The following is a 14,681-nucleotide window of genomic DNA, read 5'->3' as shown; positions in this document are numbered from 1 at the left end:
TAAAATCGTAGAAGGGAGGAAACTCAGGACTTGAGCCTCAATCAAACCGCCCCTGGAAACAGGGTGTAACTCCGTGACAATTGACGACGAGACACTACGCAGTTTATGTCGATGAGAATTCTGCACACGGCCGACTGGCAGGTTGGTAAGCCCTTCGGTGGCTTCGAACTGGATGATTCAATGCTGCTGACCGCGGCGCGAATCGAGGCCATCAAGGTCCTTGCCGGCCTGGCGCAAGATCGGCTGGTGGACGCGGTTCTCGTCGCCGGCGATGTGTTCGATGCGCAAACCATTTCCGACAAAACTATCCAGCAGACCTTCAACGCACTGGCAGGTTTCCCCGGTATATGGGTGTTCCTGCCGGGGAACCACGATGCCGCATTGGCCGAATCAGTATGGACCCGCGCTCAACGCCTCAAGGCCGTGCCGGCGAACGCCATCCTCTGCCTCGAAGCGGTGCCGACACCCATCCTCGATGGTCGAGTCGTGATCCTTCCGGCGCCCCTGAATCAACGCAACACCTACAACGACCTCACTCAATGGTTCAGCTCGCACGAAACCCCAGAAGGGGTAATACGGATCGGGCTTGCTCACGGTAGCGTGCAGGGCATCCTGCCGGACACCATCGATTCGCCCAATCCCATCGCACAGGGCAGGGCGGCCCAGGCCCGGCTGGATTACCTCGCGCTCGGCGACTGGCACAGTCTGAAGCAGGTCGATGATCGAACCTGGTACAGCGGAACGCCTGAGACCGATCGCTTCCGCAGTCCGGATCCGGGCTACGCCCTGATAGTCGAGGTTGCCGCTGGAGCTGAACCACAGGTCCTCGCTGAGAAGGTTGGTCATTACCTCTGGAAGTCCATGGCCTTTGTCCTCAACGTGCCCGGGGACCTGGACGTGTTCGAGGAAGCATTGGCAGAACTCTCCGAGCGGGACGTGGTGGAGATCGAGATCACCGGCAATACTGATCTGGCAGGCAGAGAGCGTATCCACGCCGCCCTGTCGCGCGCCCAAGGCCGTATCCGGGCCCTGCGCGCGGATATGACGGGAATGCGCTTACTGCCCTCCCAGGAGGACCTCGACGCGCTACAGGCGGATGGTTATCTCGCCGAGACCATCCAGGATCTTCGGGCGCAACAGAACACAAGTGCCGACCAAGACCTGGCTCGCGATGCCCTTGTAATGCTCGCCAGCACCCTGCACCTAAAGGGTCGCTCGGAGCCGCCAGCATGAGGTTGACCCGCATCGAACTGGAGAATGTGCGCCGCTTTCGGGGGCCCATCGTCATCGAAGGCCTCGACCCTGGCCTTAACCTGTTCACCGGTGTCAACGGGGCAGGTAAGTCGACACTCGTCGCCGCGATCCGCGCTGCGTTCTTCGAGCGCTACAAGACCAGCTCCGTGACGCTTCAGCCACTCGACGACCACAGCGCCAGCCCGCGTGTGACGGTGGCCTTCGACGTCGGCGACACGCACTACGAACTGACCAAACAGTTCCTCGCCCACAAGCGCTGCTCCCTCCACGCCGGTGGCCAGGTTCTCGATGGCGAAAGTGCCGAGGAGCATCTCTCCGACCTGCTTGGATACAGCTATGCCGGCCGCGGTGGCAGCAAGGCCGAGCATTGGGGTATCCCAGGCTTGCTCTGGATCGAGCAGGGAGCGGGGCAGGAGTTGGCCGAGGCCGTCGATTATGCCGGCGATCGCTTGCAGAATGCGCTGCTGGCGATGGCCGGTGCCGTGGCCAGCACCGAAGGAGACGCCGTCATCAACGCGCTGCGTCTCCAGCGTAGCGAACTGGTCACTGACGCCAACCAGAACCCTCGTGGTCCCTACCAGGAGGCTAAGCGCGATCTCACGACCCTGACCGCCGAAGCAGAGGAACTCCAAAGCCGGCTGGACCTGTATCAGCAAGACGTCGACAGGCTCGGCGGCGACACCGCGCGCCTGGCACAACTGGACGCCGAAAAGCCATGGGTCGGCTTCTACCGGCAGGCCGATCTCGCCAAGCAGCAAATCGAGGCCGCACATGGGCTTCGCAACGACCTTCGGAATGCCCAGCGCGAGCAAGAAGACGCCAACAAGCTCAGCGAGATGCACCGAGACCGGCTCGAGGCGCTGGCAGCTCCAGAACGAGATCTCCCTCAAGCCTCCGCCGACCTGCTGGCGCAAAGCGACCTGCTCCGCCAGGCCGAGGAACGGCAGCAACTGGCAGGGCAGGCGTTCACCGAAGCCGAGAACGAACTTGCTGAAGCCCGCAGCACTCTGATCGCCTCGCGTCAGCAAAGCCGCCGCTTGGACCTTCGCGCCCAGTCCATCGATCTGGAAAAGCGTGTCCAACGTCAGACCCAGGCACTGCAGGAAGGACGAGAACACGGACGCCAGCGTTTGGCTCATCAAGAGACGATCGCCATCACAGAGCTACCCAATGGGGCCCTAGAGCGGCTGCGCGGACTCGCCCAGGACCAGCGCGACCGCCAGCTCCAGGTCAATACGATCGGGACTCGCATCGACTACACGATCGATAAGGGGGCACAGATCACCCTCGACGCGGCACCATTGACCGGTGCCGGCATAGTGGTCATCGACCGGGTTTCACGCCTACAGGTTCCCGGCGGCGAACTAGTCCTCACGCCTGGCGGCGATGACTTGCCCCGCCTGCTGGCCGAACGCGACGATCTGGAGGCACGGCTGACCGCGGCGCTTCGCGACCTCGGCGTAGCCGACCTAGCCGAGGCCGAAGACAGGGCGGCCAGGCACGCCAAGGCGGTGAACGCAGACCGGTTCATCGAGGCGCAGTTGCGGGTAATTGCGCCGGAGGGCATCGACGAGTTGGAGCGCGAACTTGCTGGCATTCAAGCTCAGCTCAAGGCCGCCACTGACGAACTGGCGACGATCCCCGACGCTCCGGACGATACCCTCCTGCCTGATGTGGAGGGTGCCGAGCGACGCCATGAAGACGCTTCACTGTTGCGCGACGAGCGGCTTGAGGATCGCTCGCACGCCTCGAACCAGCTCAATCTAGCTCGAGGCCACTGTGACTCGGCTAGCCAGCGAGTCAAGGCGCTGCAGAGTCAGCTGGAAGATCCCGAACGCGAGAACGAGCAGCGCACTGTCCGGGACCAGCTCAACGAAACTGCCGGTCGGCGTACCGAGGCGCAGGCCCTTGCCGCGCGGCTGAAGGAACAGCTCGATGTCCTTAACATTCCCCAGTTGGAGCAGGACGAGCGGAGACTGCGGCAGAGCGCCCGGCAGGAAGAGGACCGACACCGGTCCCTCAGGGACGCCATCATCCAGCTGCGGACCCGGGTGCAGCATGTCGGCGGTGAGGGGTTGGGGGAGCATCTAGCGGGAGTTACCCTGCGCCGGACCAAGGCCGCCCGGCGCGTGGACGAATATACCCGCAAGGTGGAGGTGTTGAACTACTTGCTCGCTGAACTCGAATTACGTCGCGATCGCATACGGCAGACGCTCATGGCACCTCTGCAGACCAGGATCGATCACTACCTGAGAATGCTGATGCCAGACGCGCGCCTGCAGATGGCTGACACGATGGCTCCCGAAAAGTTGTTGGCGGCTAGCGATGGGCGCACCCGGGGCGACTTTGACATGCAAAGCTTCGGCACCCGTGAGCAACTGGCGTTAATCTGCCGCCTCGCTTATGCCGACCTACTCCAGGAGGCTGGGCTGCCCACACTGTTGATCTTGGATGATGCCTTGGTACATACCGACGATGGCCGTCTCGGCGCGATGAAGCGCGTCCTCTATGACGCGGCCGAGCGCCACCAGGTATTGATGATGACCTGCCACCCGGAGCGATGGCGCGATCTTGGGGCGCGCACCACCGCCATGACCGACCTGACCACAGCCTGATGGGCTGCCAGCAATGCTTCCGGTAGCGTGTACACGCGCTTACTGGGCACTAGCGTGAACCGTCGATACCGTCCTTCGCTCCCGCGCCGGTGCGACCTGATCACGGTCCAATTTAGGTGTTGAGTGTCCGCTACTGGCCGGTAGCGAATATCGATAGGGCGGGGATTAGCAAGGGTTATCGGGGGGGGCAGGCCGAAGGTGAACTCCCATACCTTTAGCAGGTCGAGAGAGCGCAAGGACCTATCCTCTTGTATAGCGGACCTGGCATGCCTTCGAGTGCTCTTCCGGTTCCGCCGGGTTAGGGCAATTGGCCCAGGATGCGGGTGAGGGATGACCCGGCCAGACGGGTTGACCAGACCGATGGCTGGCCATCCCAGCCTCGTGTTGTCTCACCGGCCGAGATGGGGCGGGGGTAGGGTGGCTCCATGGAGAACCCTGTCCGTTACATGCCGGCTGCGAAACGCTCCCACGACGTGGTCTGGGACCGTGAGAGTGGTGAATGCATGACCCTCGACGAGTTCATGGAGGGGCGGGACTACGGCGAGGTGGTCCGGGACGGGCGACTGGCGGCGGAACTGGAAATGCTGGACGGCACGCCGCGCTACGCGTGTCCCTATTGCAAGGACGCCATGGCGGTTCGGTCAAAAGCCATCCGAGCACGCAGCGAAATCCGCTTCTACTTCGATCACCTCACGGCCCGCCACCGGGAGACCTGCACTGGTCGCAAGGGCCATTTGCCCAAGGCCATCCTGGCCCGCAAGTTCTGTCTGCACAAGGAAGGTGCGCTCCACAAGGCCTTCAAACAATGGGTGCGGGACAGCCTGGACGCCGATCCGGCTTTCACTAGCACGAAGGAGGAAGAGCGTTGGTGGGATATGGAGCACTACAAGTGGCGTCAACCCGATGTCCAGACCACCCGCGACGGGCGAAGGTGGGCCATTGAGATCCAGCTCTCCACGACCTTCGTTCATGTCATCGCGGAGCGGATGAAGTTCTACCGTGAGAACGCCGGGCACATGCTCTGGTTGTTTAAAGACCTGGACCTGGAGACCTTCCGACTGTCGGAAGACGACCTATTCTTCTCAAACAACCGCAACGCGTTCCGCGTCACCCCTCGAACAGTGGAGAGATCCCGGCGCGAAGGCCGTTTCTACCTGGAGGGCGCCTGGTTGGAACCCCGGCTCAAGGGCGGGACAATCAAGGACGTTGAAGTACGCAAGGACGTGGCTTTCGATGCCTTGGTGTTCGACACCTGCAGTCGTGGTATCCCGCGGGCCTACGCATTCGACTACGAAGGTCACAAGGCCCTTACCGAGAAAGAACAGACGGCGTGGCGGGAAGCTCAGGTGTGGGAGCGCCGCCGGAACGCGTTCGAATCGTTCTACGTGGCGATGTTGCGGGGGGAGATTGAGGACTACAAGGAACGGGATCGCCTGTGGGACGAGCTCCGACGCTCATTCGCCGAGGTGGGAATTACTTTGCCCCAATACGCCCAGGAGGATACCGAACTGGATCGCCTGCTGGTGGCCGGTTACTCTGCCAAGCATGGACAAAGAAAACCCATCGGCATTGGGTTCGAAACGCTGGCCGAGCTCGGCCACCATATCCACAAAGTGTGGCCAAAGACTTTGTGGTTCTACCGCTGCATGCTTCGCGCATACGGTCAACTGAGAACGGTCTTGGATCAGGACCGCACCGGAAAGCTTCAAGGCAAGATGAAGCAAGTGCTAGCCAGTCTCTCGGACGGGGAGCCGGCCTTCCAACCCCAACGATCCTGGGATCCCTTGCTGGCGCGCTTGTTCCCAGAGGTGGCAGGGGTATGGGCGGCCGACCCTTCGCAGGTGGCCAAAGCTGTCCTGTTGGCGTCAGAACGCCTTGTTTCCGAAGCGGACATGACATGAGCAAGGATGCATTGAATCAAGGCATTCAGTCAGCGCTAGGCTCCATGCGTCAACGCCGTCGGGCCATCGCCCAAGACATCTCACTGGAGGCCAGCGACGCCCGGGCGAGCCTGGAGGCCAACATGGGTGGAATGGCTCAGATCAGCATTCCAGCTGACAACGAGCGCCCTCGGGTGACGTTCCAGCTGCTTCGGGCATCCATGGACTACGGTCGAGCATTGCTGTTCCTGCTCGAAAAGCACCCCATCGACTTGCCCGTGGTCGCGCTCGGCCTTCATCGCTCTCAGATCGAGCAGTTCCTGCGCGCGGTGTTCGTTCAGTTCATCGCCGACGACGAGCAATTCCAGGATTTCCTACAGGAAGACCGCGGACCCCGGAGAAAAAACGGGAAAGGCAAATGGGTGGCCATCCCTCTAAAGGAACTGGCCGCCGAGGTCGAAACCACCATTGCCCGGATCGGTCAGGACGACGGGCCACAGAAGCTGGGTCGCACGGTGGTCAATTCGTGGGACCCCCTCTGCGGGCTGGTCCATGGTGGCAAGGCTATCCGGGTGATGTATGAAGACCCCGACGGACAGATTGGCGCATGCGTGCCTGCCAACATCCTGTTCCAGGCCACGGTCAACACGGTGGCCACGACGAATCTCTGCGTCATCGTTGCGCTGACGGCGGCAGGGGTAGGGGCCTATGAGACCAGCGACGTGGTCGCGCACGTTGCCTCTCACATGATGCGTTACCTGGAGCAGCGAAAGACCCGGATGAGCGGTCTATCATTATAGAAATGTTGTTCTTCCGCTGCTGTACCGACCTTCAAAGTAGCAAAGTGGCGATGCGGGCAACTGACGCAGGACACGTTTCTTGTCGATAGCGAAATCGATTCGGCAGGGATTAGGGATGTTTATCGGGGGTAGGGCCGGTACGCTGTTGCACACACAGGGCCAGATCGGCAAAGTCTACCTTTCGGGCAGCCAAAACCGGCAAGTCGGCTTGGCCACAGACAGGGTGAGTGCTAGAGCGGAATCGATTTCGCCCAATTGAGGACCTAGGGATGGGAGGACAGAAGCGATATGCCGCGGATGAGGATGTGTCTCAGACGGTGAGACTGGAGAGTGCAAACTCCTACTGAAGTCAGCTGATCTCGGAGGATCCATGGCCGATCTGACATCGGGAAGGGGCGCTGCGAAGGATTTCAAGAGTCCAGGGGATGAAGAGTGCCAGATGAGCACGATCACGACCGAATCTCGATCCAAGGCCTAATGGAGCTTCGCGTCACAATCGCCGACTTTGGCCCCTGCGACGTCAAACTACTCGTCGCGGAGGCTACGCCGGATGTGCCCGGTAACGAGCTGGTCCTGCCACCGAGTTCCGAGAGCGTGTTCGCAATCATAGATGCGGCAGGGCAAGTGCCTGAAGACGCTGTGCATCCGCCATCGGCGACCTGCATACGCGCTCGAAGAATTGATTCGTTGTATGGACAAGATACGGCTGGTCGGCTCGGCTGGCTGCCCTCCATATTCGCCCTCCGCGGAATCAGCTCTGACATATGACTGTGAGAACGCCATTGCCAGGGTACGCGCTGCTTGTTTCAGCCTCAATGCGGGCGGTAGACCTTTTAGATTCGGGACTGAGCATTGACTCGCCGCAAATATCCGTTCCAGAGGCACGAGATGGCTCTGGGCGATGGCTTGACATCATGCAGTCGATCCTTATGGCGCTTGAACGCATTGCAGCCGATGGGCGATCGGGTTTCGTTGACCTTGAATCACTCGTGATGGAGGTGCGCAAGACCATTGAAGGGTGCGCCATCGATGACTTGCGATTCGTGTGTCGATTCCTCGATGTCGAGCGTGAGTGCCGATACGTAGACCCAAGCGACGGCCACGAGAAAGGGACGCGAAGCCGCACACGCCTACTCAACTACGATCCACGCCGTGATCGAGTGAAGCTAACCGAGACCGGACGCTTCTTCCTGCGTCTTGGCAACGTCAGTCATAACTGGCTGTATGAAGACAAGCAAGCGGCAAAGATCCTACAGGCGATCAAACTCGGGCAGTTTTCTGACGTTGAGCAATTTGCGCTCGACCACGCCAGGGCGCTGCGACAGCTGGCGGAGGACATAAATCGCCAGATCGAGTCGCCATCATTCGATGCCATGGCGCAGGTTTATGCGGCCCAACGTGAGGCAATCAACGAAATGTTGCACGATGCAGCACAGTACCTAGTTCGCGCCAAGGCGGAGCTGGCGATGGAGTCGACACAGGAGCAACTGGAGAGATTCTGTGAAATCCGCCCCGATCGGCATATCACCTTGCATCGTTTGCGATGGGTCTTGGACCGGGCCCACGGTGCCATGGAGTCGGCGAGTCGGACATGGGCCGGATTTCTACGGCGGGTTCAGGAAGGGCGGCGGCGCCACCTGGGTGTAGTGGACTTCGGGTCCGCCATGGGAGCGATCATGACAGGACATGGCGATCAAGCATCGATTGAGCGTGCGTTGACGGGAATATACGGTTGGATCGCGGTACCCACCTTCGCCAGCGTGTTCGAGGTCGATGCTGTGCTTCCCCCGGCGCGGGATGGCATGGATGTCACTCCTCTGGTATTCGACACAGCACTTACAGGTGCATTGGACGACCAGCTGCAATCGTGGCTCGATCACAATCTCGATGCGTTGCGTGCTGCCCTCGACCAAGGACCGCAGCGATTGTCCGAGCTGATCGATTCAGGGGGGCTGCCCCCGATTTCGGTGACTTCCATTCATGATGTTTCGGCCGTGTTTGCGTCATTCGCAGTGAGTCACCCCTTCGGTCAGAGAGAGCCTGTTGAGCTTGGCATTGCGCCCGATGCGGTGCATGGCGTCAAAGCTGGTTTCCACTGGTCTTTGCCGGATTTGATCCTGTCCCTCCCACGGGGAAAAGCGGTGCGTGATGACACCGTATGAAATAGGAATTGTGTACAACCAGTTGCTTGAGCGACGCGTGCTCTATTCCTTCTCGGTGCCGGGCCGGAATCGAAGCCAAGCCGAAAAGGAGGCCGTTGCCTTGCTCGAACGCAATCGCGACTACGTGGACGAACTTGAGGGTTTCCTTGAAACACAAGGGCTTCGGCTCGTGAGCCACGAAGCGGCGGCGCTCAGCATTGCCGATGCCGGGCGCGTTTACATCGCCGTGCGTGAGCCCGTCCGTGACGTGCCGGCGCACATAGGAGGCGCCGCCGTGCTGCGCGAGTGGAGTGATAGCCGGCGCAATGAGAGTGCAGCGGACAGCGCGCTCTGGGCGGGATTGTTGCTGATGACTATGTTGAAGCTGCTCTATACCGACGGTGGCCGGCCCATAGAGTCGGTCAGCGGTTTTGCCGATGCGGAGTTCGACGATTCGCAGTTCGTGGACACACTGGTGGAAGCCATCGAAAAGCAACGAGGTGTGCGTGTGACCGGAGATCCACTGGTGGCGCGTGCGCACGCGCTTTTCACCGGCAGCGCCGAGGCGCAGGTTGAGGCACGGGCGAAAGGATTTGTTCGCAGCATGCTACGCGGCGGCGTGCTCGAAGAGCGCGCCACGGGGATGGGCAGCGTGGTTTACGGCCAGACACTGTGGTCTGCGGTCGATATCGCCGAGAACTTCAAGCGATATGCCGGTGCCTTGATCCCACGGCCGATTGCAAACGACATCGTGGTGCTCGTCAGCGCCGATGAAATTTCATCCGATGACGAAATGATCCAGGAGAACTGATCGTGTCCGTCTTCAATCGACTGGAAATCATCAATTTCCTTAATCTCGACAATGAGTCGCCGGGCAGTCGGGACTGGGAGCCTCACTGGCGGTGCGTACCCATCGAGTTCGGTGGTGTGAGTACCGCGATCAAGATCGGCAACGGCGAAGGTAAGACTAGCCTGTGCGACGCGATCTACGCGATCCTGACTCGCAAGCCGGATCTCGTGGGCAAGACTCGTGAAAAAAGCGCGGGGCGGGCGTGGGGGCACTACACCCATGTTCGCCTGGAAGTGACCTATGAGGCGCGGAGCGCGAACCAGCCGAAGCTGATCGGCCACGAGGTGAAAGGCGAGAACTACGTTTTTGGCTTTTTCGGCAACGCCGATGACGGCCTTAACTTCTACCACTACAAAGGTTGCCTGGAAGACCTCCCCGTAGTTCACCACGACGGCACGAAGCAGATCATCGTGCCCAACAAGGAATTTGATCGCCAACGCAAGGCGAAGCCGATGCTCTGTGACCCGGGCACACGCCGGGAGGTGTGGCAGGAGCATGTGCATGATCACATCGACGCGCACACGCTCAACAAGGCTGCGGAGTACCACGCCAAGGGCGGCGGTGACGGGGCCGAGGCACTGTTCCGCGTGAGCCGCACGCCAGGTGGTCGTTATGACTCGGATTTCTTTTACGAACACATCGCGCCAGAGGTGCTCGTTGGCTGTATGCAGGAGGATGGCGAGCCGGACGAGTATCGCTTCGAGGATACGTTGGTGAACAGCGCGCTTCCGCTGGTCGAAGCCGAGCAGAAGCTGCAGAAAACCCGGCGCGACCTTGCAGAATGGGAGGACTTGTACGAACGTCTAGCGCATGCCAACTCGGCGGTTGAGATCTACCGTCGGACGCGCAGCGAGCGCCAGCAAGTGGCCGCAACCCACTTGGCTGAGGCGCGCTGGCTTGAAGAAGCGGTTCTGACTCGCCCCCTTCCTGGGATTCCGACGCCGTGGGAACACGGCGGGGACCAAACTCGGTTCCTCGCGAACCGGCTGGTAGTCGAGGATGGGCAATGGCTGGTGCCGGATGCGGTGCTGGCGGGGTTATTGCTGGAATCCCCGGGTGCGTTGAATCAGCGCGCTGATCGGGATCGAGTGGAACGGATCCGTCTTGGATCGCAAGTCATTGAAAATCCATGTGATCTTACTTTTTCTGCCCGAGATAGGGGCCACCCAAACAGCGGGTATACGCTGAACGGCGCTCGCCAACTCGTAGTCAAAGCGACGAAATTCGCCGAAGGCTGGGACCGCGACGCGACTCTCCGGGCGCTAACGTATGCCTATGAGGCCCGTCACGGCGCCGGAGAATGCAATCCGTTCCGGGCACGGGCGCGCGGGGTGAGGGGTGAGCTTGAGGCCGTTACGAAGCGGCTGAGCGCGGCCGCGGGGGAGAAGGGCGAGGCCGAAGCCGAGCAGATGCAGATTGCGACCGCTCTGGAGCAATTGGAAGCGGCCGAGGCCGTTCTGCTGGAGATGGAATCCAGTGGGTTGTTCACCGCCGACGAGCTTGATCGGCCGCAGATGACTGAGACGGCTGTCTTGGAAGAGCGCGAAACGGTGCAAACGCAGGAGCAAGCGCTGCAGCAGCGCCGGCTGGAGTTGCAGGCCGGACGTGTTGCCTACGGTGAGGTGGTTACGGCGTTTCCGGGTGAAGCACCCAATGCAGTGTCGACACGACTGGTTGCGAGTGAGGCCGAGTCGACTGCGCGCCACGAGGCGGCGACGGCGGCCGTGTCGGATGCAACGATTACGCTGGAGGCCGCGGCGAAGGTCGCCACAGCACGGGAAACTGCGCTACGTGCATTGAGCGAGGTGCAATCCGACCTGCAGCGCTTGCAGCCACAGGTGGATCTCTTTGCAGAGCATTTCACTCAAGAGGATTGGCGTGGTTTGAGGGAGCGCATCCAAGTCCGGTACCGGGATCTGATGCAGCAAATATCCAAGCTCCCAGTAGAGATCGCTCAGCAGAAAAACCAATTGAACGTGTTGACGAAGCTGCAGGATGATGCTCGTGGATATGCGGAAGTGTTTGGAAACGAGGTTCCTGATGGCTTAGTAGCCCGCGTTTCCAAGGCACTTAGCGAAGCAGAAAAGCAGCGAGAGCGATTGATCGACGAGGCCGCTCGCGACGCCATCGAGAGGGCAAGACTTGAAGCCGGTCGCGTCGCGCTGGGTGCGGTGACATCGCGCTTTGGCGCGTGCGATGTGCTCGCACTGGAGGGATCACTGCGGGGCACGCAAACGAAGCTGCGGGTGGAGTTGGCCGAGACGCAGACCGTGATCGACGGTCTGACGCCTCAGGTCGCCAGTCTGGACTGGTTCGCCGAGACGTTTGGCCTTACACGTAGCGCCGTTGACGTGCGGGCGGAGAGGGCGCAGCAACTTGCCGCGCATCAGGGCGAACTGCCGGTTTGGATATCGCAGCAGGAAGAAGGGCAGCGTGAAATCGAGGAATTAGACTCGGCGGGCACGGCGGCCGGCCGGATGGCACGGAAGGCCTTGCACATCACGGGTGCCACCGATCGCGTACACGAAGTCGTGTCCTCTCTGGACTTGTCCGCGCCTCGTCGCAGGATGGTGTTGGCGCAGTTCTCCCAGGTGCTGCATGCCCCCGTCCTTGACGAAGCCGACAATGCGGAAGCTGTGTTGCGGCGCCTTGAAGCCGAAGGCGTCGACTTTCCGGTATTCCATAGGGGGGCACTGCAGGCCTACTGCCGAGACGGCGCTATTGAAGCGGATACGGCGGCGGTCGTGCGCGGTCTGCTGTGGGGGCGCGAAAGCGCTGCGGTCGAGGTGCTGGTCGATCCGGGAAAGGTCGCCGAGCGCATCACTCTGGCCAAGATTGCGTTGGCTGACACGGAACGCACAATCGAGCAGCTCAAGACCGCGATGTTGGAGCTTGAGCCGTCCTCGACACTGGGACTCAGGATCGAGGATGCGTGCCGCGCCGAAGGAGCCAAGAGCCGACTGGCGGAGTCGGAAAGAAAGCGCGATGAGCTCACGGCCGCGCTAGCGGCGGTGGATGCTGATCTCGTTCCTGCAGTGGTTGTTGGCATTAGGGAGGCATGCAGCTTCCACAATGCGGGGGGGGCAGAAAGGCTTTTGGCCGTTGTCGTAGCGATGGAGGCTCGGGCCGACACGCTGAGCGCGATCGAAGCCATGCTGCCCGACCTAGAGCGTCGCGCAAGCGCAGCCTCAATTGTTCTGATCGAACGGCAACAGGCGTTCGTTTCCCGCGGTGGGCCGCCGGCCGTGATTGCTGCCGCCGACGCTCTTGAGGCCTTGTGTGCCCAACTGGACGAGGCGGAGCAGGAATGGCCGACCGCAGAAGCCCGGTACGGCCGCCTGGACCTAGTGGACGCCAAGTCGCGATACGAGGACTTAGGCGGCGCCGCGCGCTTTGCTGGAGCGCTGGCGGAATTGGGCGAGGCCAAAACGGCGGCCGAGGCGGCTATTACTGGGCGTGAGAACGCCAACAGTGCTCTGCAGGAAGCTACGCGATCGGAGCAACGGGCGGCCAAGGCGTTGCTGGTCGCCAGCCGTGAACTGGCGCTCTGGCAGTCCCGATTGGCGGAGGCCACAGGTTACGTCGATGCTGATGGCCCGGCGTTCGACGGCACGTTCGATGGCCAGCACTCGGCGTTGATGACGCGTGCTGCCCTATGCGAGCAGAAGCTACGCTTCAATTTCGCCAACGCCGAACGGGGTGCGCAGGCCCGGCGGAACGCCGACTATCGAAGCGAGAAGCTGGCGAGGCGAACGATGCTTGCCGGTAACATCGGCCGGCTTGCCGTCGAGCTCTGCGAGCTTGACAAGCGATGCAACACAATTAAAGACGCCATCTACGCTGACGAGCGCTTCGGCCGCAAGCTTGATGCTCATGTGTCGAACCTGCTTTCCCACTGGCGCGAGGCCGCGCAAGTCATTGACGCCTTGCGCGGGGAGATCGTTGCACCAGCGCAGGACGATGGGCCGAATGTCCACGCCCGTGCCGCCGCCCAGCTTGCCGCGGAGATCCGTGCCAGCGGCGATGACTTGGACAAGCTCATTGACACGATGGATGACGTTGTCGCCAACGTCGCCTGCTTCAAGCTTGGCGAAGGGCTGAGACGCTTTCGCCAGTTGCGGAAGGACGAAACTCGGCATATCGATGGCGCTTGCGCCGAAGCAAGGAAAATCGCGGCGGACACATCGTCGAAGTTGACCGCACATGAGCGCGACAACATTAATCCCGACCTCTTCACGGATCGGATGGCGGTACTCGATGGCATCGATCAGCTTCATGGACTGGCGTATGAGCAGGTAAACAAGCTATCGGAGCTGACGCGCAATGTCAGTATCGACGTCGAGCGCCATCGCGAACGCATGCACGTCTCGATGTCCGGATTCACCGGTCAGATTCGCGAGAACTTCCGCTTGCTCAAGCGGATGCTCAAGCCGACATCTGACATGGGGGCTGCAGGCCTGCACATAGAGGCTGACGTCGTCGACAGCGAACAGATCGACGCCGCAGCAAGACAGGTGGTAGAAGTCATTCGAGAGGATCTGGAGTTGCGCGAGTCCAGGTTCAACCGTGGCGCCTCCACGTCCGTGACGGAGGAAAAGAAGCGCAAACAGGCGCTGCGCGAGCGCATCGGCAAGGAGTTCTATCGCGCTGTGTTCGTCGGTGCTGCCAAGAGCGAGTCCGGTCCAGCTGTGAAGTTGGAACACCCAAGCATTGCAGGTGGTCGACCGGAGCGACTGACCGACAAGCTGTCCACAGGGCAGAAGAATGCAGTGTTTCTGATGGTGCTAATAAAGCTGGCCGACTTCGCGCAGGCTCGTGACGAACAGCGTGATGGTGGTGGTGTGCGCCGCAGGGTTCGTCCCTCCCGAGTGCTCATGGTTGATGGGCTGTTCTCGAACTTGAGCAAGCCGGGTCTGATCCAGCCGTCTTTGGAGGCGATCAAACAACTGCGAGGCCAGTTTCAGCTGATCGGATGGATTCACATCCCGCAATACGAGAATGACCCGACACTGTTCCCGTCGTTTGTCACGCTGCGTCGGTTTGGTCGCAAGAACGGGTTCGTTGGCAAGGATGTCGAGTTCGTGGACGGCGAAATGGTGCCGATGCGCCTCCATGTCCGCCAACTGTCGAACGGGTGAAGT

7 protein-coding genes are annotated in these 14,681 nt (G+C 61.1%); all 7 read left to right on the top strand.

What is annotated here, in order from left to right:
* Positions 1-111 precede the first annotated feature (111 nt).
* The 7 genes from ASE43_RS02190 to ASE43_RS02160 all read left to right on the top strand — a co-directional run bounded on the left by ASE43_RS02190 (position 112) and on the right by ASE43_RS02160 (position 14,678).
* Complete coding sequence (locus ASE43_RS02190) at positions 112-1,233, top strand: DNA repair exonuclease (protein WP_057159842.1); 1,122 nt, start codon at positions 112-114, stop codon at positions 1,231-1,233.
* Positions 1,230-3,869 carry an AAA family ATPase gene (locus ASE43_RS02185; protein WP_057159303.1) on the top strand — a complete coding sequence of 880 codons (2,640 nt, stop codon included), beginning with the start codon at positions 1,230-1,232 and terminating at the stop codon, positions 3,867-3,869. Before ASE43_RS02190 ends, ASE43_RS02185 begins: the two co-directional genes overlap by 4 nt.
* A gap of 503 nt (positions 3,870-4,372) precedes the next feature.
* Complete coding sequence (locus tag ASE43_RS02180) at positions 4,373-5,770, top strand: DUF6035 family protein (RefSeq protein ID WP_162258740.1); 1,398 nt, start codon at positions 4,373-4,375, stop codon at positions 5,768-5,770.
* On the top strand, positions 5,767-6,549 hold the full coding sequence (locus ASE43_RS02175; protein WP_157499616.1) for a hypothetical protein: 783 nt from the start codon (positions 5,767-5,769) through the stop codon (positions 6,547-6,549). The genes ASE43_RS02180 and ASE43_RS02175 overlap by 4 nt, the downstream gene beginning before the upstream one ends.
* A 914-nt stretch (positions 6,550-7,463) precedes the next feature.
* Positions 7,464-8,711 carry a hypothetical protein gene (locus ASE43_RS02170; RefSeq protein WP_057159300.1) on the top strand — a complete coding sequence of 416 codons (1,248 nt, stop codon included), beginning with the start codon at positions 7,464-7,466 and terminating at the stop codon, positions 8,709-8,711.
* Positions 8,712-8,721: 10 nt separating this feature from the next.
* The gene (locus ASE43_RS02165) at positions 8,722-9,501 is read left to right on the top strand and encodes a hypothetical protein (protein WP_157499615.1); all 780 of its coding nucleotides are present in this window, start codon (positions 8,722-8,724) and stop codon (positions 9,499-9,501) included.
* A 2-nt stretch (positions 9,502-9,503) separates the two neighbouring features.
* On the top strand, positions 9,504-14,678 hold the full coding sequence (locus ASE43_RS02160; RefSeq protein ID WP_057159298.1) for a hypothetical protein: 5,175 nt from the start codon (positions 9,504-9,506) through the stop codon (positions 14,676-14,678).
* Positions 14,679-14,681 lie beyond the last annotated feature (3 nt).

Source organism: Lysobacter sp. Root983 (assembly GCF_001429345.1).
GTDB lineage: Bacteria > Pseudomonadota > Gammaproteobacteria > Xanthomonadales > Xanthomonadaceae > Lysobacter.
Note: the sequence above shows the minus strand (reverse complement) of the source record. Positions and strands in the feature narration are given on the sequence as shown.